Genomic DNA, 21246 nt, shown 5'->3' on the forward strand with positions numbered 1-21246 from the left:
ACCAATGACAGCCGGACTACTGATGTCTGCGATCAGAATACTTGTGGTCATCCCGTTTTGCCCTCGCTTCTTTGCCCTCTTTCAGAGCGTAACGCTTAGTCAACGCCTTGGTGTGTCACTTTTTGACATTTGATGCACAAAAATTGACATCGCCTGGATAAACTCTTGACATCCGCGGCCGACAGACAGGTGTTGGATGATGACCTTGCCCCACTGATAATCGCGCAGTCTAGCCGTCCAGTTCCGGGTACATCACATACGCGCGCTTATGCTGGCCAGGGTAACAATAATGGTGTGTGCTGGCGCTTTTTGCTCTCTCAATCAATAATTACGGCATATTGCTAATTCCAGACAGCTTCAGTTTAAGCGATAGTAGTCATTTAACATCTCAAAATGTTCTCAATAACTTCTGAACGCGCTCAGAGCACAAGGCGGACTGGGGCATGACTTCGAGCCAACCTGTACTCAGAATTGATCTGAATTCGCTTGAGGTGCACAAAGGCGAGGAGACAATCCGGCTTTCTCTCACCGAGTGGGGTCTGCTTCGAGTCCTGATCGAACACAAGAATCAACCACTGTCACACGAGTTCCTGCTGCAAACCGTTTGGGGCGAGGGTTACGGGAAAGAGAGTAACTATCTACATTCCTTCGTGGGACAGCTGCGAAAGAAACTCGGTGTCCGTGCGGGGGATCCGCAGTACATCATGACCGTGCCAAGGGTGGGATACAAGTGGGTTGAGCAAGCCGACTCAGGGATGCATCCTCAGTTTGCGGCGGCAAGACAACCGGACCGCCGCAGTTATCTACCCGCTGCCCTGACGTCATTCATTGGTCGCGAACGAGAACGCAGTCTGTTGGAACGAATGCTTCGGAAACGCGACATACGCCTGATATCGCTCACGGGTCCTGGCGGCATCGGCAAGACGAGGCTTTCGCTTGAGGTCGCTGAACACCTGGCGAATGATCAGTTCTTCGCTGATGGCATTCACTTCATTGCTCTCGAAACGATCGATACGGCCGATCTTGTCGTGGGCACCATTGCGCGCGCATTCGGAATTCGAGAGAAACTCGGCGAGGACGTGCTGTCGTCCCTCAAGCGGCATTTGCGCGATAAGGACTTGCTGCTCATTCTCGATAATTTCGAGCGCGTTCACTCAGCCGCAGAACAAATACTCGAGATTCTGAAAGCTGCATCCAGTGTGAAGGTCCTGGTGACGAGCCAGGAGAAACTGAACCTGTACGGTGAGCACAATTTCGAAGTGCCGCCGCTATCGCTGGCTTCCGATCCTGCCCTTGCCGGTGACGAGAATATTGCGCTGAGCGAAGCAGTGCAGCTCTTTGTTGATCGGGCGCAAGCGGTACACCCCTATTTTGAGATCACCTCAGACAATCTCGCTGTCGTTCAGCAGCTTTGTGACCGGCTCGACGGACTGCCACTCGCCATAGAACTGGCCGCCGTTCAAAGCAAACGGTTTGCACCTCAGGATCTGCTGTCAAGGCTGGACAGCCGACTATCGGTGCTCGTTGACGGTCAGTCCAATCTCCCGCCGCGCCATCAGACACTGCGGGCGGCGATCGACTGGAGTTATCAACTGCTTGACACGCAGGAACGCAAACTCTTCGTCTCTCTCAGTATCTTCAATGGGAGCTTTTCGCCTTCCGCAGTTGCGACCGTATGCGCGAGCGACGCCAACCAAGCTACGCGTGTTCCACAAAAGCTTCTGTCCCTCCAAGACAAGAGTCTGCTGACCTCCCAATCGGATGACGTCCACGGCGAAACACGCTATACGATGTTGGGTTCGTTCCGCGAGTTCGCCGGTCAGTTGCTCGGCCGGCGCGATGCAGAAGAACTGGGCCGGCGTCACGCAGACTACTACGTGGGGCTGCTGGAGGAGACAAATCACGTTCCGCCCGACCAGCGCATGGGGTGGCTCACTCGTGATGTGGGTAACTTCCGCGCTGCGCTGCGATGGGCGCTCACCAACAGGGCCGGTGAGACGGCGCTGCGTCTCGCGGTCGGCATGTATGAGCTCTGGCAGCATTTGGGCATGCTGCGTGAGGGGAAGCAGTGGCTCTTTGATGCGCTCGACGCCACACAGGATCTTACCGGTCCTTTGCGCGCCCGTGCCCTGTATTGTGCTGCTGCGCTCGCGGACTGGCTGGGCGAATATCAGATCGTTCAGAGCCTCTACAGAGAGAGCCTTCGCTTGTACGAGGCGTCCGGCGATGCCGCGGGAGTCACAAGCGCCCTGCTGGTGCTGGCCTCGGCGCTCATCAATCAGGGTGATTTTGTCGAAGGGCGCGAGCTTTCTGAACAAGCGTTGCGCGTTGCACATGACAACCAGAACCTGTCAGGCATCGCCTTCGCCCTCAACAATCTGGGCATGGTAGCAACCTATCAAGGAGATGCGCCGAAGGCGCGGGAATACTATCAGGAGATGCTGTCCCTCTGGGAGGCGCTCAACTACAGCCAAGGGACGGCGTGGGCGTTGACTGGCCTGAGCTGGGCAGAACTGCTGCATGGCAACTACTCTGAAGCGCAGAAGCATATCGACAGAAGCCTGGAACTGCATCGGCAGTCCGGGGATCTGTTGAGCTCGGCGCTGGCGCTTGCCTGTGACGGCTGGATCGCGCTGTATACGGCAGATGTCGACGCAGCCGTGCAGAAGCTGTCGACCTGTCTGGCGCTGTGCCGGGAGCTGGGACTGGTCAATCTGAGTGTGTGGCCGCTGGTCGGCCTCGGACGCAGCGAGCTGTTTCTGGGCAATCCGGCGCAGGCGCGACACTGGTGTGAAGAAGCACTGCACCTCTGCAAGGAGTTGAACTTCCCGCCCATGACTCCGTGGGTCTACATCGCCTTTGGAAAGCTCTACCGCCTGGAGAGGGATGTCGAGTCGGCGTTTGACTACCTCGATCGCGCATTGACTCTCAGTCACAAGCGCGAGGACAAGAATGCGTTGACTGCGGCGCTGGAGGAATTCGCCGCTCACTTTGCCGATCAAGGTCATGCGAAGTTGGCTGTACAGCTCTACGGATTTGCAGAACAATCGCGTGCTACTCACGGCCTGCCGTTGTCGCTGATCGACCGCGCAGAGTACGACGAAGTGACGGCGGCTCTGCGGGCAAACAAGCACGCCGACTGGAATACGAATTGGCAGGTCGGCCGGTCACTGAAATGGACGGATGTCACCGCGTTGATCTACGATCGGCGGATCGGATTTGACCAAGGCATCGGCCAATAGCTGGTATCCCGTTGGCGGATGTCACCTACATCCCTGCTCAATGCCTTGCGCGTCCAGCAGCCCGCTCTGGTGTGCGGTCGCAATCAGGTGTGTATTGCTCTGCACATTGAACAGAGCCCGTAGCGACTGGAGAATCCGATACACCGTGTGGCTTCTCACTCCGATGTGTGACGCGATTTCCTTCGCGTCCAGGCCATCCGCCAGCAGTCTGAGCACATCAATGTCACGCTGAGACACGCCACTCGGCAAGCGGCGCTGCGAATCGATGAATTCTGAGATCCCCGGTGACAGATAGGTGCCCCGCTGCTTGCCCAGGATAATCGCCTGGGCGAGATAGCTCTCCAGATCGTCATTCCTCTGCAGGATTCCGCGAACGCCGTGCACTTGAAGCAGCTTCAAGACCTGGCTGACGGTAGGCCGCTGCAGGATGAGGATCACGGCGACTCCGAAGTGCTCGAAACAGAGCGATTGCACTTCAAGCAGGAGATTCGTGTGCCTAGGCAGCGACTCATCAATCAGGATCACATCGACCGGGTGGTCGTCGAGATACAGATGAGCAGCCGGGAAATCTGACACGGTGCAAACCACGTCAATCGACGGCTCTGACCTGGCCATGATCTGATGAATTCCGCTGCGCGTAAGCGCGTTGGTGGAAACAAACGCCAGTCTGATCGGTCGCATCGGCTGCTACTCCCTGCTTGGACTCCGCCCCTTCAAGCCACGCGTCAAGTGGTTGCAGTCGCCATTCTATGCCGCCAAATGGCCGTCTGATCTCAACGAGTTCTCAAAGATTCTTGAGAAGACCGCTATCTCAAGATTTTCTATCGGTTTCTCGAGGTCGCGTTGCAAGTTTTTCGCATTCGATAGACATAGATTTGCAGCGTGCAAATCTGTGATGATCGATTGTCAAAAAGTTGCATTTCGTACCCCAAATGGTGGGTTACGCTGAAACCAGTGTTTGGATTCCAGAGGGAGTCAGGTGCGGGCCGTGTCCCGCGAAAGGAGACCTCTATGCTCGCGACACCCGCTTCGAAGAAGGCCTCGAAAGACATGGTTCGGCGCATTATCCGTGTCGCGGAGATTCTTGTCCGGGTTCAATTCGAGATTCCCGCTGGTAACGTTGATACGGGCCCCTCTGAGCATGAGACCGATGAAAACCGTCCCAAAAAACACAGATCGGACGTCTCGATGTAAGCTATCCAGACGAATGATTGGAGTGTGTGATGAGTCGTCAAGGCAGTCGGAGACCGCCACCCATGCACGGATGGGCTGTCTATCTCCGCACCAGCAGCGAAGAGGCACAGAACCCCGAGAACTCCCAGCGGCGGCAGCGGCATACGATCGAGTCATCGCTGTTCAGCCGGGCAACACTGCCGGTGTTTGGCGAGTACATCGACAATCTGAGCGGCCGATCCGCTAACAACCGCCCGGGCTTTCAACTCATGCTTGAGCATGCCCGTGCTGGACACTTCTCACATGTCGCGGTAGAGAATGCTGAACGATTCGGTCGCAACGATACCGAGGCTTTGATGGCGATCGATGCACTCCATGAAATCGGAGTTGCCGTTCGCTTTGCAGATTACCCTGATCTTGATCCCATTGATCCTGATGACCGAATTCTCGTGAGTCTGTCATTCACGCTTGCCCGGCGTGAGTCGATCAAGTTGGGGCAGCGCGTTACGGGTGGACTGCGCGCGAAGCAACGCGCCGGGGGATTTATCGGCAAGGCGCCGGATGGCTACATCAACTGCGAGGAGAAGGCGGAGCAAGCCGACAAGACTCACACGGGTCGCTACAAGCGATGGATCGAGCCGGATCCTGAGCAGTTCAAGGTCTGGCGTACTGCATGGGACCTACTGTTGACCGATCAGTACACGCTGTCGCAAATCTGCGATGAGCTTCATGCACGGGGTCACCTTTTTCGGAGTGGACGTCCCTTTGTGACAGTCGATGCTTCCGGGAAGCGTAAGGACGCGGCCAATGGTCTGTCGCGCATATTCTGCAACTGGTTCTACGCCGGATGGGTGGTCAGCGAGAAAGCCTGTATTGCGCCCAAACAGGTTCGGGGATTATGGAAACCGCTCGTCACAACTGAGGAGTTTGAACAGGGATTGGCGATTCTTGCTGCACGCCATACGCAGCGCCCCAAGAGCGTCACCAAACTTGATTACCTCCTGCGCGGGCTCATTCATGTGCAGTTGAACGATGGAAAGATCCAGCGTCTGAGTGGATCAACGTCGAATACTGGGCGTCCTGGCGGAGGCACATCCTACTACTGCATCGAAAGTAGCGCGGTCAACATTCGCTGCAACAAAGTCGATTCGTTGATCCCCGCTGAACTTATGAAGATACAGGTCGATCCCGAGTTGATTCCGCAGATTCAGGCCAGCTATAACGAGGAGGTGGCAGACAAACTGGGCCGAATTCGGCCTGATCAACGCGTCGACCTCAAGCGCAAATTGAAGGACATCGATGGAGAAGAGGCGCGTGCCTTGCGACTGTATGCATCCGGAAAGATTACAGATCAAGCTTGGGATAACTTGTGGACGGAATGGCAGGATCGGCGTCGCAGCTTGCGTCAGGCGCTCGAATCGATTGAGACGAGCAATGCCGTGCATATCGCGAATTTGGATGCCGCGATTACAGTGATTGCGAAAGTGGGTGTACTATACGGCAAGCTGGAACGCAGCGATCAAAGGAAACTGCTGCGTGAAATGGTCGACCGGGTGGTTGTCTCCCCGGAGGGAACAATACTACGAATGGAATTGCTGCCGCCGTTCGCGTATCTCAAGGAGGTAATCGATCGCGTGCGGGAAGGTGGTGGAGTTGAGGCGCAAACAAAAACCAGCCTCGCGGCTGGTCAATGTTCGAGTTTTCCCTCGTCAGGTACCCCCAGTAGGACTCGAACCTACGCTTCTGCCTCCGGAGGGCAGCGCTCTATCCACTGAGCTATGGGGGCGTAGAGTTCATTGATCGTAGCGCAAAAGCGAGAACGTGTAAAGCGGCAGGGTGGGCTAGCCCAGCGTAAGCTGATAGACCGTGTGTCCGGATTGCGGCAGATACCCCAGCGCGGTGTTGATGCGCAGCATAGGTGCGTTTCGGTCGTCAATGTTGGTCGTCACCACGTGCGCGCCGTGATCGATCGCGTAGCGGATCGTGAGCAGTTTGAGTGCCAAGGCGATCCCCCGCCGCCGATACTCGGGCCGAACGCCGGTCAGCCCGTTGAACATCGTTTGCGGGTGATCCGGATCGTTATAGACACCGGCCAACCCCACCAACGTGTCACCGTCCAACGCGATGAACTGGCTCTCGGCGCGATACCAGCGTGCATTGACGACGATCCGCAGCCAGTTTTCGTAAGCCGGAAAACCGCCGCTCGAGCCCGGCTCGTCCAGAACCGCCATACGGTTGAGATCGTACAACTGGCGCAGAACAGGCTCGGTCTTGCCGAGCGCGGCCAATGTGGTGAACCGGATGCCCGCTAACTCCGCCCGTGCGATAGTTTCCGCGTGGTCGACGTCGCTCATGTCGAACGCGGTCAGATCGAGCACGGCGTCGAGAACGTGGTGCGAGCGACGAAATCCGTGCTGCTCGGCGAACCGCCTCCCGTTAGGCTCGCGATCGTTAACTTCCACGACGAGCGTCGCTGCGCCGTGCTCGCGCGCATAGCCGAGCGCCGCTTCGTACAACATGGTTCCGGCGCCCTGCCGCCGATATGCAGCGTCGACCACCAGCTCCATGTTCATCCACCCGGGCGGTTGAGACGGATAGCGGATAACCATGGCGTAGCCCATCACGCCGCTAGCGGAATCCTCGACCACCCAGCGGCGCCAATGCTTACCCGTCATCGTTCGCGCTTCGTCCTCTTCCAGATCCGCGACGGTCACCGGCTCAGGGCTGATCGACGTGAGCAGGCTGGCGATGCGCGGAAAGTCACGGCTGGGCACAGCCAATCGCAAGTTCATAGACCCTCATAACGGTTCATAACGGCGCAGAGAAGCGTAACATATCGGCAGCTTCGTGCGCAAGGAACACGACGGGTGTCCCGCGATCTACTCGTGACATCTGTCACAAGCGGTCGGGTCGAGTCTCACTGACCGGCATCGACGCTGACTCGGTATGCTGACAACAAGGGCAGTGTCACCGCGCCTTGTCGACGGTGGACTGGCCGCGTTGCCGGCTCAAGCTGGAAGGTTCCACGATGTGGAAATCGCGCTTCTTCCTGTTTCTCGCGCTGATCGCCCTGCTGGCGATCCCGGCGTCCGCGCAGGACGCACCCGCCGAGACCGCCATCCCGATCTACTTGTTTTGGGGCGATGGCTGCCCGCACTGCGCCAGCGAGAAGATGTTCCTCGCGCAGCTGACAGAGTCGTTTCCTCAAGTCGTCGTCTACGACTACGAGGTGTGGTACGACGCCGAGAACCGCGCGCTGATGGAGCAGTTCGCCACTGCTTTCGGCTTCGAGCCAAGCGGCGTTCCCGCGACTTTCATGGCGGACCGCTACTGGGTCGGCTACGCGGAGTCGGTCGGTCGGCAGATCATCGACACGATGTATACGTGCATGGAGCAGACCTGTCCCGACGTCGGCGCGGCGATCCTCGCCGGCGAACCGCCCGCAACCGCGATCGAGGCGGCTATCACCGCAGCGTCGGCCTCTGCGACAGCACCGGTCGCCGCCGCCAGCGTCATCACCCTGCCGCTGATCGGCGAGATCGACCTCGCTGCACAATCGCTCGGCGTTAGCACGGCGCTGATCGCGCTCGTGGATGGATTCAATCCGTGTTCGCTCTGGGTGCTGTCTATTCTGCTGGCGCTGGTCATCCATTCGGGTTCGCGCCGCCGGATCGTGCTGGTGGGCACGACGTTTCTGACCGTCACGTCGGTTGCCTACATCGTATTCATCCTCGGGCTGTTCGGCGTGTTGAGCTTCGTCGGCTACATCGGCTGGATTCAGGTCGCCGTTGCGCTGATTGCGCTGGCGTTCGCGGTGATCAACATCAAGGACTATTTCTGGTACAAGCAAGGCGTGTCGCTGACCATTCCCGACAGCCAGAAGCCGCGGCTCTATCGCCAGATGCGCGGCGTCATGGCCCCCGACAAGACCCTGTTTGCGGTGGTCGGCGCGACCGGCGCGATGGCGCTTGGCGTCACGCTGCTCGAACTGCCGTGCACGTCCGGACTTCCAGTGCTGTGGACGAACATGATCGTCGCCAACGACGTGCCGACCAGTTCGTTCATCCTGCTGCTGGCGCTCTATATGCTGATCTTCCTGATCGACGAACTGGCGCTGTTCCTAACGGCGGTATTCACGCTGCGCGTGAGCAAGTTCGAGGAGAAGCACGGCCGCGTGCTCAAGCTGGTGGGCGGTATAGTGATGCTCGCGCTGGCGATCGTGATGGTGTTCGATCCGACGCTGATGAACGACCTCGGCATGTCGCTGCTGGTGTTTGCGGTCGCGCTCGGCGCGGCGATACTGGTGCTGTTCCTGCATCGACGCGTGCTGCCCAAGCTGGGGATTACGATCGGCACCGAATTCGAGTCGAAGCGGGAGCCACACGCGATCTCGCGCTAGCCGCCGTCCAACACGGTTACATTCGATGGGATGAACATGCCTTTGCCCATGAACGTGGGCACGCTGTCCGGCACGGGGCCGCCCGGCGTCGGCATCTGGGCCGGTGTATTGACCGTGAACTTCGCGTCAAACTGCGTCCCTTGCAAGATCGGCGCTTTGCCTTCAATCGTCGTCTTCTTGGAGGTCTGATCGCCACCCAGCGCCTGTATCGTCAGCACGCCGACGCCCGGGATCGAATACGCGGCGTTGATGTAGACCACGCCGGGCACGGTGACCTTCTTTTCGTCGCCTTCTAGGCAGACCGGCTTGCTGGTGACGAGGGTCTTCGTCGCCGAGCCGCTAATGACGCCCGGAATCGGGGTGATGATCGCCGAGCCGAAGTTGGGCAAAAAGACCACTTGATCGCCGGTGACGATGTAATTGTCCATTCAGTATCTCCGCCGTGCGTACGTCCCTCTGACATGAGTGTAACACGATGCACGGAAATGCGGCTAAAGCCTCTCTCCTCTCCGATACCATTCTTTTTCCATCCTCAAAGACGGATGCGGCAACTCAAATCTCCTATATGATGAAACTGTCCATTTGGACACAAGGGAGGAGTCTGTCATGAGCACTACATCGATAGGTTCGCTGACTCGCCGCAATTTCTTACGGACAGGGGCGTTGGGCGCGGCAGGCATGGCACTTGCCGCCGCGTCCCCGCTCGCCGCACAGCAACTGGGATTGGAGCTCGAATACGTGTCGGCATGGGATGTCAACCTCACTCCGCCGCAGGTGATTGGGCCCACTCCGGACGGCTTGCGTCAGATCATCTATGCCGTCGACGGTACCGCATCTGGCCCGAAGATGAACGGGACGTGGCTTTCCGGCGGTGGCGATTGGTTGCGCGTGCGCTCGGACGGCGTGTTCGCGCTCGACGTTCGCGCAACGATCCAGCTTGACGACGACTCGCTGGCCTTTGTCCACTACCCCGGTTATGGGGTCATCGCGCCGGAGGTATTCAACCGGATTGCCAGCGGAGAAGAAGTCGATGGTGCCGAGTATTACTTTCGCATGACGCCGCGCTTCGAGACCGCATCGGAGCAGTACGCGTGGCTGAACAGCACGATTTTCGTCGGTACCGGACAGCTTGGGCCGTTCCTCGCCTCTGTCCACTACGATGTGTATCAAGTGTTGTAGATCGTTCACGTAGCGAGGATTCGAACAGCCGCACGCGGGGGAGTGATTCTCCCGCGTGCGGTCTTTTTTTCCCGGACACGGCACCGCCGTGTCCCTACGGTCCGGTCAGGATTGGCACGGCGCAAGGCAGGGGGCGACCCGCCGGGTCGCCCCTACAGATCGACTCTGTTTGCTCGGTGGCCTCTGTGAGGCAATCGTTATTTCGCGGACACCAGACCGTGGCGTCCCCGCGATGAAGATATCGGATATCATACAACCAGCGACGACGTTCTGACAACTGACGACTGAATCCTGATTCCAAGCGCGGAGAGTGCCATGCCCATCGACTTCGGAATGACCGCGTCTGATTACGCTAAGCACCGGCATGGATTCCCGCCGTCGTTCTTCGAGCGGCTCATCTCACGTGGTCTGATCGGCCCCGGCGTGCGCGTGCTCGACCTCGGCACCGGTACCGGCACGATCGCGCGTGGATGCGCGCTGGCGGGCTGCACGGTGGTTGGCACCGATATCGCGGCGCCGCTGATGGAACAGGCCGAGCAGTTGGATCGCGAAGCGGGCGTGCACGTGACCTATCACGTCGCGCCCGCGGAAACGACCGGCCAACCTGAGTCTGCGTTCGATGTCGTCACCGCCGGCCAATGTTGGCACTGGTTCGACCGGCCCAAGGCGGCGCAGGAAGCCCGCCGTGTGCTGGTTGACGGCGGCGCGCTGGTGATCGCGCATCTGGATTGGATTCCGCTGCCCGGCAACCTGGTCGAGGCGACCGAGGCGCTCATCCTCAAGCACAACCCGGCGTGGACGATGGGCGGCGGCACCGGATTGTATCCGGCGTGGCTGGCCGATCTGGCGACGGCGGGGTTCACCGGCATCGAGACGTTCTCGTACGACCTCGACCTGCTGTATACGCCCGAAGCGTGGCGCGGGCGCATCCGGGCCAGCGCGGGTATTTCGGCGTCGCTGACACCTGACGCCGTGCAGCGCTTTGACGATGCGCACGCCGCGATGCTTGCCGCCCGGTTCCCCGGCGACGTGCTGCCGGTGCATCACCGCGTGTGGGCGGCCTACGGATGGAAGCGATAGCCCCCGATTGCTGGGGGTTGCGGTCATTCGCCGCCTGTATCAAGGTAGAAACGACACCCGCGTGATCGTCTAATATGCGGTCACTCGACGGTGGTTCAGAATAGACTTTCAGCAGGGGGGATGCGTATGAACGACTACAGCACCTTGCGTATCCGCGAAGGCCAAGGAGTCTTTCAGAAAGCCAAGCGCGATGCCCTGTTTCAGGAGATCATCGGGCGCATTCGCGGCCGGCCGACGGAACTGCTCAGCTTCGAAGACATCCGGGCGCGCCTGCGCCTGAACATCCAGAACTACCGCGGCCTGCAAGATGTACCGCTCGACAAAATTGTCGGGAGCGTGGGCCGCTATCACGAGTTCACGCGGACGTTCCTGCCGCGCCGGGGCGCGACAGAGGAACGCTGGAGCCGGGTTTACGCCCAGACGATCGGCACGGAAGGGCTGCCGCCGATTGAGGTGTACAAGATTGACGATGTGTATTTCGTCCGGGACGGCAATCACCGCGTTTCGGTGGCGCGGCAGCTTGGCGCGAAGACAATTCAGGCGGAAGTCACCGAACTGCCTACGCCGATCGGGCTGCGTCCGGACTACACGACCGCCGACCTCGAGGCCGCTGCCTGTTACGCCGAGTTCCTGCAGCAGGCCGGATCGGTGTTCCGCACCGCGCCTTCCGGCGCGTTCCGGCTGACACACCCGGCCGCGTACAACGAGCTGATCGGCCACATCAACCTGTATCGCTGTGTCGATCAGGCGCGCCTTGAATGCAACTTGAGCGTCGAGGAGGCCGCCGATCACTGGTACAACGAGGTGTATCAACCGGTGATACAGACCATCCGCGCCTACGGCATCATGCCGGCGCTGTTTCCGAACTGCACCGAAACCGACCTTTACCTGTGGGTGACGGAACATCTGCGCGAATGCGAGGAAGACCTGGCCGGTGCCGTTCAACCCAGACCACTGAACGACTTCCTGTTGAAGTTCCTCAGCGAGCACAACATCCCGATCCCGGCAGAGGCGCGCGCTCGTGCCGAGGACGCCGCGCACAACTAGCTGCGCGCGCGGCTACCGCACGCGGACGGTTCCCAGCGCGATCAGGCCGTCCTGCGCGCGCGGGCCTTCGGATGTCACGGCCAAACGCGTCACGTCCGGCAGGCGGTACCACCCGGCGACCAGTTCGTAGTCTCCCGCGGGTAGGTCCGCAGGCAGGGCGAGCGTCACACGGTCGGTGCGGACGGACCCGGCCGGAACTGGGCCGAGCGCCAGATCCTGCCCGGCGATCTCGTTGTTTTCGGCGTCGAGCAGCTTGACGAAGCGCACGGTCTGATCGTCTAGCGCCGCTTCAAACGACCACCACAGCCCCGCGTCAAGCATATCGCCGGCCTGCGCCGATTCGGGAAGGCGCGCGGCGTGCAGCGTGATTCCCTGCTCCACCGTGGCAGATACCGGCGCTGTGTCGAGCAGCTCGATCTCCAGACCGAGGTTGCTGGCGCCCAGCGTGCTGCACGCGACATACGGGCTGGGGAACACGGTCGGGCAGTCCGGCGACAAGGCCAGCGTGACCGTATGGAATCCGGCTTCCGCCGCGTACAGGTCGATATTCAGCGTCTCGCGGCCGTTCAACGTGCGGGCCTGCGCGGTCGCGCCGTCCAGCGCGATCGTGAACGCACGTCCGGGCGACGTGCGCACGTCGCCGGTGAGCGTCATCCAGCCCGCGCCGGTCAAGTACGCGTAGACGTCTATGCGCGTCCCGCCGGCGGTGGTCGGGCCGATGACCGCACCCGACGTCGCGGCTTGAGTCGGTTCCGGCACTTCGAACATCGCGAACTGTGCATCTTCGTAGACCGGCGGACCGAACCCGTCGTTCATTCGGCCGAACATGACGCCACCGGGGTCATACGCGCGGTGCACGATCACGATATCGACACCGGCGAGGTCGAACAGGGCCGGATCCATCCACGTTTCGAGTAGGTCGAGCTTGGCCGGATCAACCGGCGTGCGCCGCGTGACCTGCCCGGCGATCAGCGGCTTCTCGTGGCCGGTCTGCAAGTACATGCCGTGCTTGGCCGCCAACAGGTTGCCCCACGGCATATCCATCACGGCACGCACGTCGGTGCGGTCGCGCAAGGCGAGGATCGGCGCGGGGATCGTCGCATCCATCGACGGCATCGGCCAGAACGACTGATATTCGACGACGATCAGCACGCCAAGCAGCGCGGCAAGCGCGCGTCCGCGGCCCCGCCATAACACCGCCGCCCCCATGCCGATCAGCACGGCCGCCGCCAGCGCCACCGTGAAGCTGAAGCGCCCGGGCGTGCGCGCAAGGCTGAAGCCGGGTAGGTTGTAGGCGAAGCCCCACGGCATCGTCACGAAGCTGTCGACCGTGTCGAGGCGCAGCGTCGCCGGCCTGCCGAGAATGGTGACGACCGGGCCGAGGGCCAGTACCGCCGCCACGACCGCCAGCAGCAGCCACCAGCGCGACTCGCGCAGTTTCCACACCGCCAGCGCGGTCAGTCCCGCGGCGATCAGGCCATAATAGGTCAAGCCCTCGATCAGGTTAGTGCCAAGCACCGACCGCGACCACGACACACCGCCCAGCAGCGGGCTTTCGAACGACGGCGTGACCAGTCCGAGCAGGTCGGCGCTGAATGCGACATAGCCTTGATCGCCGCTGTACGTCTCGCTGAAGGCGTCGGCGGCGACCGGCAGCGCGAACACCGCGATCAGGATCACGGCGCCGAGCGCTGCGGCACTCACAACACGCATGGCCGCCCGCCACTGCCGCGCGGCGATCAGCGCCAGCACGAACAGGCCGGTCAGCGGCATCAGCACGTAGATCGCTTGCAGCGTATGTCCCCACGGACTGACGACGAACCACAGCACGGCCGCGCCGAAGCGCCGCCACGTGAAGCCGTCGCGCAAAGCCAGCAGCGCGGCGGCATACAGCGGCACAGGCCACATCACCATCAGTCCGCCGTGACCGCCGAACAGGTGCCCTTGAAACACCGGGAACGTCAGGAAGGCCGCGCCGGCGATCAGGGCAGGGCCGCTGAGCAGGCGATCGGCATTCGTCCAACCGGCAAGTTTGCCGATCCGCGACAGCAGATAGGCCATCGTCACGCCGTTGAGCGCCATCGTGAGCAGCACTTGCAGGTTGTAGGCCAGCGCCACCGGCAGCGCCATCGCGAACAGCCACGCCGGGAAGAACTGCAGCGGATTGCTCCACAGGCTGATCCCGGCGATTCCGTCCGGGTAGCCGAGCAGCGCCTGCGTGAACACGGGCTGTCCGGTCTTGAGCGCGTAGCCGATCCACCACAGATGGTGGCCCATTTCGTACGAGTCGCCGGTGTGGTGCCCGATGAACGCACCGGACAGATTGAGCACGGCCGGCCATGTCACGAGGCACGCCAGCGCCAAGTACAGCGCGAGGGCGATCAGCCACGGGCGAAGGGCAGTCAGGAAGGACGCGGAGCGCGAATGGGTCGACATGTCGGGCATTGTGGATGAGGATGCGGCGCGGCGCAAGTCGGCAGTGGAGATGCGCCCAACACGCGCCGGAAAACCCAAGTACTTGACAAAGTGAAAACTATTCACTATAGTGAAAATATATCGCGATAGAGAAAGAGTTTCAGGATATGGGACGGCGCGAGCAGTACCGCGAACAGACCCGCGACGAAATCAAGGCGCTGGCCCGTCAGCAGTTGGCCGACGGCGGACCGATGAGCCTGTCACTGAACGCCATCGCCCGCACGATGGGCGTGGCGGTCTCCGGCCTGTATCGCTATTACGACGGCCGCGACGCCCTCCTGACGGCGCTGATCCTCGACGCGTTCCACGCCCACGCCGATGCAATGGAGCAGGCCGAAGCGGCGCATCAGCCACGCACCGACTACGCCGGACGACTGCTGGCGGCATTGATCGCGTACCGCGAATGGGCCGTGACGTATCCGTCCGAATTCGCGTTGATCTATGGCACGCCGGTGCCCGGCTATCACGCCCCGCGCGAGGAGACGGTCGCCGCCGCCTCACGCGCGATGAACGTCGTCCTTGGCGTTCTGGGCGAGGCGCACGCTGCCGGCCACATGCGCGATCCGAACCTCGCTGGCGAGCCCGTCGGGCTGATAGACATGGGCGTGTCGCCCGCGCTCGCCGAATGGGCGATGATGGGCTGGACGCGGATCCACGGCGTGACGGTCCTTGACGCCTTCGGCCACTTCAACGACATGATGCAGGATCGGTCGACCTTCTATCGTAACGCGTGCATGCGTCTGCTGCGCGAAGGAGGCCTCCTCCCACCGCCCTAGTGGCGCGCAGAGGCATCGCCTCCGCACCTCCACCAGAGGACTTGCGCCCTCTGGACTCCCTTATCTGCGGAACTGCGCCGCACGCGGCGCAATTCCGCGAGTAAGGAGGTGCAGGAGTGCAAACTCCTGCCGGGGTGTGGGGCAGCGCCCCAAAGTCCTGTTCCATCGGTATCGAGCACGTTCATACAACGCCATTCGTGTGTCATGAGACAAGGAGCAACCTGATGTCTGAGCGTTCCCTGCATGTCATTTTCGGGACGGGTCCGTTGGGCAAGTCGGTGATGCGGGCCGCCCTCGCCCGTGGGTACGCCGTGCGGATGGTCAACCGCAGTGGCGAGGCCGACGTCCCCGCTGGCGTCGAGGTCGTCGCGGCCGACCTCTATCAGCCCGACGACGTCCGGCGCGTAGCGTCCGGCGCAGCCGTTACGTACCAATGTGCACAGCCCGAGTACAGCGCGTGGGCCGAGAAATTCCCGCCGCTGCAAGCCGCGATCATCGACGGAGTCGCCGGTTCCGGCGCGCGCATGGTCGTCGGTGACAACCTGTACATGATCGACAACACCCACGGCGCGCCGATCCACGAGGGCTTAGCCCATAACTACACCACCAAAAAGGGCAAGATGCGCGCCGAGATGGCGGACCGCGTGCTGGAGGCGCATCGCACCGGTGCGCTTTCAACGGCGTTGGTGCGCGCCTCAGATTTCTACGGACCCGAGGTGCTCGGTTCGGCGGTTGGCGAGCGCACGTTTCCGCCGCTGCTGACAGGGAAGCCTGTGCAAGTCATCGGGGATCCGGACGTGGCACACACTGTGACCTATATCGACGACTTCGGCATGGCGATGGTGATGGTCGGAGAGCGCGAATCTGCGCTGGGGCAGAGCTGGCACGTCCCGACCGCTGGTGTCACGACCATGCGCGACTTCCTCACGCTGGCGGCGTCAGTCGCCGGTACGGAGCTCAAGGTGTCGCGCGTCCAGCCGTGGATGCTGCGCATGCTCGGGATTTTCGTGCCGAACGTGCGCGAGATAGCGGAGATGCTGTACCAGTTCAACACGCCTTATGTCGTCGATCACAGCAAGTTCGTCCGCGAGTTCGGAGATATTGCGACGTCGTACGCCGCCGGCCTGCGCGCCACCATCGACTGGTATCGGGCGCATTCCACAGCACAAAAAGCCGCCTAAGAGGTCCAGAGAGTCTTCGCCTCCGTACCTCCACATGGGGTTTACACCCCTTGACCCCGTGACTGCGAATTGGGAGACCAGAGGGCGAAAGCCTTCTGGCGGATTGTGGGGCAGCGCACTGATGAGGGGGATCTGAGACGATCACCCTTTTGGGGTATGGATCGGCAGACGATTCGGGAGGAGGATGGGCAAGTCGACGCCGCTGAGAATTGATGAAGAATTAAGGCAATTGGACGGAATCTACACAACGACAAGTGATACGATGGCTGTGTGATCCGTTCGTGCAGTTTTCGGGGCAACCATGCCGAAATCGCGTACCACCGTACTTCTTCTCATCGCCATACTCAACGCACTGTTGGTCGTCGTTGCAGGTTCGCTGTCTGCGCAGAGCGCCGGGAGTCCGCTGGCCGGGTACATCGGCGTGCGCTATTGGGACGCGCGCAATCCGGCCCTGCACAAGACCACCTATACCCTGACCACCTTCACGGGCGAGACTCTGCCGCTCGACATCCCCGACGACGTGATTAACGCCGCCGGCGGCGTGATGGCGCTGCGCGACACGCCGTTTGAGGTCGTCCTCGGCGTGCCGACCCGCAGCGGCGGGGTCACCGCTGCCGCGCTCGTCCCGACCACTGCACCGCGTTGGTTCAACGTCGACCCGATCGGCACGCAGCATTGGGACATCCTGCTGTGCAAGTTCAGCGATGTTTCAGCGACTCCGCGCAGCAAGGCGCAGGTGGAGACGATGACCAGCGGCACGTTCCCCGGAATCGCCAGCTACTGGTCGACGGTGAGCCGCGGCGTTAGCCCGATGACGCGCACGGTGCATGACTGGAAGTCGCTCGGAAAATCGCGGTCGTACTATCACGGCCTCGGTGACTCTGCCGCCGATCAATACATCATCGACTGCGCCGCCGCCCACGGCCTGTCATCGAGCGGTGCATTCAATTACGTGATCGCCGTGAACGGGCAGATGTTCAACTACGACTACGCGCTCGGCGGCTATAGCTACGGCTACGGCGGCATGCAGCGCGTCGCGTGGCTCCCCCAATGGGCGCTGGTCGACCAGACGTATTTCGTCCATGAGATGGGCCACGGGTACGGCATGCCGCACAGCGATAACAGCGACAATGACGGCTATCCCTACGACAACCCGTGGGACGTCATGAGCGACGCCTTCTATAACTACTCGGTGTCTCCGTACGGCTTTCTCGCTACACCGAGCAACCTGTGGTACCTGCGGCAGATCGGTCTGCTGCCGGCGGGCGAGGTGTACACCCTGCCCGATAACCGCGCCGAGACGTTGGTCATCGACGATTGGCTAGCGCCCGAAAGCGGCAACTACAGCGCGATCTTTATTCCGATCCCCGGCACGTCGCGCCTGTACGTGGTTGAAGCCCACAAGAAGAGCCTTGGCGGGTTCAACAGCGACTACGACACCGACGCAGTCGTGATCTACGAGATCAACCCGAACCGGAGCCAACCGGCTTGGCTGACCGGCGGCACGAGCGACTCCGCGAGCTACGGCTCCGGCGCGCAGTGGGTCCCCGGCGAAACCTACACCAACGGCGCCGACGACGTGAAAATCAGCGTCCTGAGCGCGACGACCAATGGCTATCAGGTGCGGGTCGAGCTGGGCGATCCGATCAACGTCTTCGACCTCATTTCGCCGGCGGACAGCGCCGTCGTGACGACTTTCAGCCCGACGTTCAGTTGGAACACCGCGTCCGGCGCGGCGTCGTACAAGCTGAAGCTCAAGAACACGGTGAGCGGCGCGAAGATCAAGATCACGTTGAACAGTGGCGCCTGCGGCGGGACGTGCAGCGTCACGCCCGATCTGTTCGGATTGGGCTGGACATGGCAGGAGGGTGCGCTTCACAAGTGGTCGGTGAACGCCTACGACGGCAGCGGCTTCAAGATCGCCAAGAGCAGCAGCAAGCGCTTGCTAACGCCCGACTTGATCCCGTCGTCGCTGACGCTCGACGCCCCGAGCCAGAGCGCGACGGTCGAACTCGACGCACTGACCGTGCAGTTCACCGGTGACACACGTTTGACCGAGTACAAGCTCAAGTTCAAGACCGTCGACGGCTCGGTATCGGCCAGCATCGGCTGGACGCCCGCCGCTAGCGTGTGCAGCGGTACGAGCTGCACGTTCAACGTCAGCCCGGGATTGTTCCCCGGCGGCGCTCCGTCCAGCCCGATGACCGTCAAGGTACAGGGTCGGCGTGCCGGCGTAAGCGGCAAGGCCACGTCTGGAAAGCCGACCTTCACGCTGATCGACTGATCCGCCGGCAATGCGCAGCATGTTTGGGTCGGGCGCACTCGGAAGGGTGCGCCCGACGCGTCCAATGGAACTTGTGTGGTTATGGCGCGCTGCGCACACATCGGGTAGAGTTGCTTATACCTTAATTTCGATACCTTTTATGTCCTCCCTGATCCGCGTTACGGTCACACAACTTCATGACAGCCCTCACCAGCTCGCAACCGACTGGACGGCGTTGGTGCAGCATGTGCGGGAGAATCAGCCCGATCTCGTGCTGCTGCCGGAGATCCCGTTTTCCCGCTGGTTCTTTCAATCGCGCCGCTTCCAACCGGCACTGTGGAATGCCTCGGTTGACGAACACGAACGCTGGCTCGGCCGTCTGCCCGAGTTGGGACGGGTGGCGGTGTTGGGGTCGCGCCCGGTCAACGACGGCGCCTCTCGCTACAACGAGGGTTTCGTATGGGATGCGACGCGTGGCTATCAGGCCGTGCATCGCAAGTGCTACCTGCCCGACGAAGAAGGATTCTGGGAAGCGTCGTGGTATCATCGCGCCCCGCGCGAGTTCAACCCGGTCGAGATCGGCCCGCTCAAGGTCGGCTTCTTGATCTGCACCGAGATGTGGTTCACCGAACACGCCCGCGCCTACGGACGGCAGGGCGCGCATCTGATCTTCACGCCGCGCATGAACGAGCCGGCCACCGTCAACCGTTGGACCACCGGCGCGCAAGCCCTCTCAATGGTGAGCGGGGCATACGTCGCGTCGTCGGCGCGCTACGGCATCAGTTTGGCCGGCGGAGTCGGGTGGGTGATTGCGCCGGACGGCGACGTAATGGCGCTGACCAGCGAGGAGCAGCGGTTCCGCACCGTGGCGATCGATCTGGCTGTCGCCGACGCGGCCAAGCGAACCTATCCGCGCTACGTCGACGACGAATAGCCTCAGAGTCTCACACTTGTTCCGGGGCGCTGCCCCGAACCCTGGCAGGAGTTCCCACTCCTGCACCTCGTTACTCGCGGTTTGATGCCGCACGCGGCATCAAACCGCAGAAACGGGAGCCCAGAGGTCGTAAGCCCCTTGGTAGAGGTGTGGAGGCGAAGCCCCCGCGAAGAAATAAAAGACCGGCGAGTGCCGGTCTACTTGATGATTGCGAGGATGTCGTCCAGCACGCTGGACAGGCGGTGCGCCTCGTGTGCGATGCGGTCGATGTGCTCGCGCCGCCGCTCTTCCGACATCGTTTCGAAGTACAGATGGAGCAGCTCGGCAGACGACGCCACGCTCGCGAGCGGATTGCGGAACTCGTGCAGGATACGCTCGACCATCTGGTTCTTGAGCTGGGAGATTTCGCCGTCTTTGCGCGCCTCGGTACTGCGCAGTTCTTGGGTAAAGCGCTGCGCGTGGGCGTCGGCGACGTCGCGAATATCGCGCACCAACATGACGCCGCCGTCGTTGGTCGGCTTGGCGACGACGTGGAGGTGCATCTGCTCGTGCGGGTATTCGATCCGGACCGTTTCTCCGGTCATGACCTTGGACACCAGCTCGGAAAGCCACGCCGCCTTCGACGGCGGAAAAACGTCGCGCAGCAGGCGCCCTTCCACTTCGTCGTGGTGGAAGCCCCACCGCTCGAGCAGCTCGCCGCCCGCCCGCACAATCCGCAGGTTGGAGTCGAACAACGCGACCGCACAGCTCGGCAGATTATCCAAGAGCACGCGCATCATGGGGTCGTCGTAGTGGGTGGTGGTCGTGGTTACAGCCTTCACAGACCCATCCGTTGAGGAATGAGCGACTATGTCCATTATGTATGCGAAAGTTAGAATCCTGTCAACGGGCTGCGACAATGGTTTTACACAACCCCGACAATTGTGTGTCAATTCTTGACAGGTGACGGTCACTTGACACGCGATTCGGCGTGCGGTTGTGAGGCGCAGCGAGGGAAAAATCGGCCGCGTATGCGCCTCAATGCTCGGCCGAAACCTCAACGCATCGCAGTCCGGGAGGCGATTGCCGGCGCGCGGTCATATCGCCTTGACTCCGCCGCCGCGAGACGGCAGAATCATTCGATTAGGCGTGTTTAACCGATACAAAGGGAGTCGGCATGGCTCACCACGAAGAAGAACAAGTGTCCGGCATGGTCCACGAGTTCGGCATGACGCCGCTGACGTGGTGGCTGGCCGGCTTGGCGGGGACGGGACTGACCCTGATGCTGGTGGCCGCCGGCGTGGGCGTGATTACCGGCGGAGACGTCGGAATCTGGTTTGTGCTCGGCCTGCTGATGATGGCGGGCGGCATTGGCGCGTGGATCGCCGCGACGCGCCCGTTCGAGAACTTCGACAACATCGACGTCCCGGTCGACGGCGACCACGGCGCGCATGACGACCACGCCGACGAGTCGCACGACGAGCACGGCCAAACCGCCGCGCCCGCCCATCACTAGAC

At 61.5% G+C, this 21246-nt stretch carries 15 protein-coding genes, 1 tRNA gene and 1 pseudogene; 11 read left to right on the forward strand and 6 right to left on the reverse strand.

Going from position 1 to position 21246, the window contains the following annotated elements; all coding sequences use genetic code 11:
• Positions 1–443: 443 nt before the first annotated feature.
• Positions 444–3242 carry a tetratricopeptide repeat protein gene (locus tag IPM16_15110; protein MBK9124432.1) on the forward strand — a complete coding sequence of 933 codons (2799 nt, stop codon included), beginning with the start codon at positions 444–446 and terminating at the stop codon, positions 3240–3242.
• 21 nt (positions 3243–3263) lie between these two features.
• On the opposite strand, the gene IPM16_15115 is transcribed toward IPM16_15110, so the two are convergent.
• Positions 3264–3923 carry a response regulator transcription factor gene (locus IPM16_15115; protein ID MBK9124433.1) on the reverse strand — a complete coding sequence of 220 codons (660 nt, stop codon included), beginning with the start codon at positions 3921–3923 and terminating at the stop codon, positions 3264–3266.
• Between the two features lie 542 nt (positions 3924–4465).
• On the opposite strand from IPM16_15115, the pseudogene IPM16_15120 reads away from it, so the two are divergent.
• Positions 4466–4954 (forward strand): annotated as a pseudogene (locus IPM16_15120) (recombinase family protein).
• Positions 4955–6129: 1175 nt separating this feature from the next.
• Here IPM16_15120 and IPM16_15125 read toward each other — a convergent pair.
• A tRNA-Arg gene (locus IPM16_15125) sits at positions 6130–6201 on the reverse strand.
• A 55-nt stretch (positions 6202–6256) separates the two neighbouring features.
• Entirely contained in the window at positions 6257–7207 is a 951-nt protein-coding gene (locus IPM16_15130; GenBank protein ID MBK9124434.1) for a GNAT family N-acetyltransferase, read from the reverse strand.
• Positions 7208–7443: 236 nt separating this feature from the next.
• Here IPM16_15130 and IPM16_15135 point away from each other — a divergent pair, with 236 nt between their 5' ends.
• Entirely contained in the window at positions 7444–8814 is a 1371-nt protein-coding gene (locus IPM16_15135) for a hypothetical protein (GenBank protein ID MBK9124435.1), read from the forward strand.
• On the opposite strand, the gene IPM16_15140 is transcribed toward IPM16_15135, so the two are convergent.
• Positions 8811–9242: a hypothetical protein gene (locus IPM16_15140; GenBank protein MBK9124436.1), complete on the reverse strand. Its 432-nt coding sequence runs from the start codon at positions 9240–9242 to the stop codon at positions 8811–8813. The genes IPM16_15135 and IPM16_15140 overlap by 4 nt on opposite strands.
• A gap of 178 nt (positions 9243–9420) precedes the next feature.
• Between IPM16_15140 and IPM16_15145 the strand changes: the two genes are divergently transcribed.
• The 3 genes from IPM16_15145 (at position 9421) to IPM16_15155 (ending at position 12120) form a co-directional block, all read left to right on the forward strand.
• Entirely contained in the window at positions 9421–9993 is a 573-nt protein-coding gene (locus IPM16_15145) for a DUF3237 domain-containing protein (GenBank protein MBK9124437.1), read from the forward strand.
• A 315-nt stretch (positions 9994–10308) separates the two neighbouring features.
• A complete protein-coding gene (locus IPM16_15150) occupies positions 10309–11073 on the forward strand; it encodes a class I SAM-dependent methyltransferase (protein MBK9124438.1) in 765 nt (254 codons plus the stop codon).
• A 126-nt stretch (positions 11074–11199) separates the two neighbouring features.
• Complete coding sequence (locus IPM16_15155) at positions 11200–12120, forward strand: hypothetical protein (protein ID MBK9124439.1); 921 nt, start codon at positions 11200–11202, stop codon at positions 12118–12120.
• Positions 12121–12132: 12 nt separating this feature from the next.
• Here the strand turns inward: IPM16_15155 and IPM16_15160 are convergent, their stop codons facing one another.
• Complete coding sequence (locus IPM16_15160; GenBank protein ID MBK9124440.1) at positions 12133–14556, reverse strand: hypothetical protein; 2424 nt, start codon at positions 14554–14556, stop codon at positions 12133–12135.
• Between the two features lie 146 nt (positions 14557–14702).
• Here IPM16_15160 and IPM16_15165 point away from each other — a divergent pair, with 146 nt between their 5' ends.
• The 4 genes from IPM16_15165 (at position 14703) to IPM16_15180 (ending at position 19749) form a co-directional block, all read left to right on the forward strand.
• Positions 14703–15371 carry a TetR/AcrR family transcriptional regulator gene (locus IPM16_15165; protein MBK9124441.1) on the forward strand — a complete coding sequence of 223 codons (669 nt, stop codon included), beginning with the start codon at positions 14703–14705 and terminating at the stop codon, positions 15369–15371.
• A gap of 224 nt (positions 15372–15595) precedes the next feature.
• Positions 15596–16552 carry an NAD(P)H-binding protein gene (locus tag IPM16_15170; protein MBK9124442.1) on the forward strand — a complete coding sequence of 319 codons (957 nt, stop codon included), beginning with the start codon at positions 15596–15598 and terminating at the stop codon, positions 16550–16552.
• 301 nt (positions 16553–16853) lie between these two features.
• On the forward strand, positions 16854–18836 hold the full coding sequence (locus tag IPM16_15175) for a hypothetical protein (protein MBK9124443.1): 1983 nt from the start codon (positions 16854–16856) through the stop codon (positions 18834–18836).
• A gap of 139 nt (positions 18837–18975) precedes the next feature.
• The gene (locus IPM16_15180; GenBank protein MBK9124444.1) at positions 18976–19749 is read left to right on the forward strand and encodes a carbon-nitrogen hydrolase family protein; all 774 of its coding nucleotides are present in this window, start codon (positions 18976–18978) and stop codon (positions 19747–19749) included.
• A gap of 197 nt (positions 19750–19946) precedes the next feature.
• On the opposite strand, the gene IPM16_15185 is transcribed toward IPM16_15180, so the two are convergent.
• On the reverse strand, positions 19947–20570 hold the full coding sequence (locus IPM16_15185) for a PAS domain-containing protein (GenBank protein ID MBK9124445.1): 624 nt from the start codon (positions 20568–20570) through the stop codon (positions 19947–19949).
• A 335-nt stretch (positions 20571–20905) separates the two neighbouring features.
• Between IPM16_15185 and IPM16_15190 the strand changes: the two genes are divergently transcribed.
• Positions 20906–21244 carry a hypothetical protein gene (locus IPM16_15190; GenBank protein MBK9124446.1) on the forward strand — a complete coding sequence of 113 codons (339 nt, stop codon included), beginning with the start codon at positions 20906–20908 and terminating at the stop codon, positions 21242–21244.
• Positions 21245–21246: the final 2 nt, after the last annotated feature.

Source organism: Candidatus Flexicrinis affinis, assembly GCA_016716525.1.
GTDB classification, from domain to species: Bacteria; Chloroflexota; Anaerolineae; order Aggregatilineales; family Phototrophicaceae; genus Flexicrinis; species Flexicrinis affinis.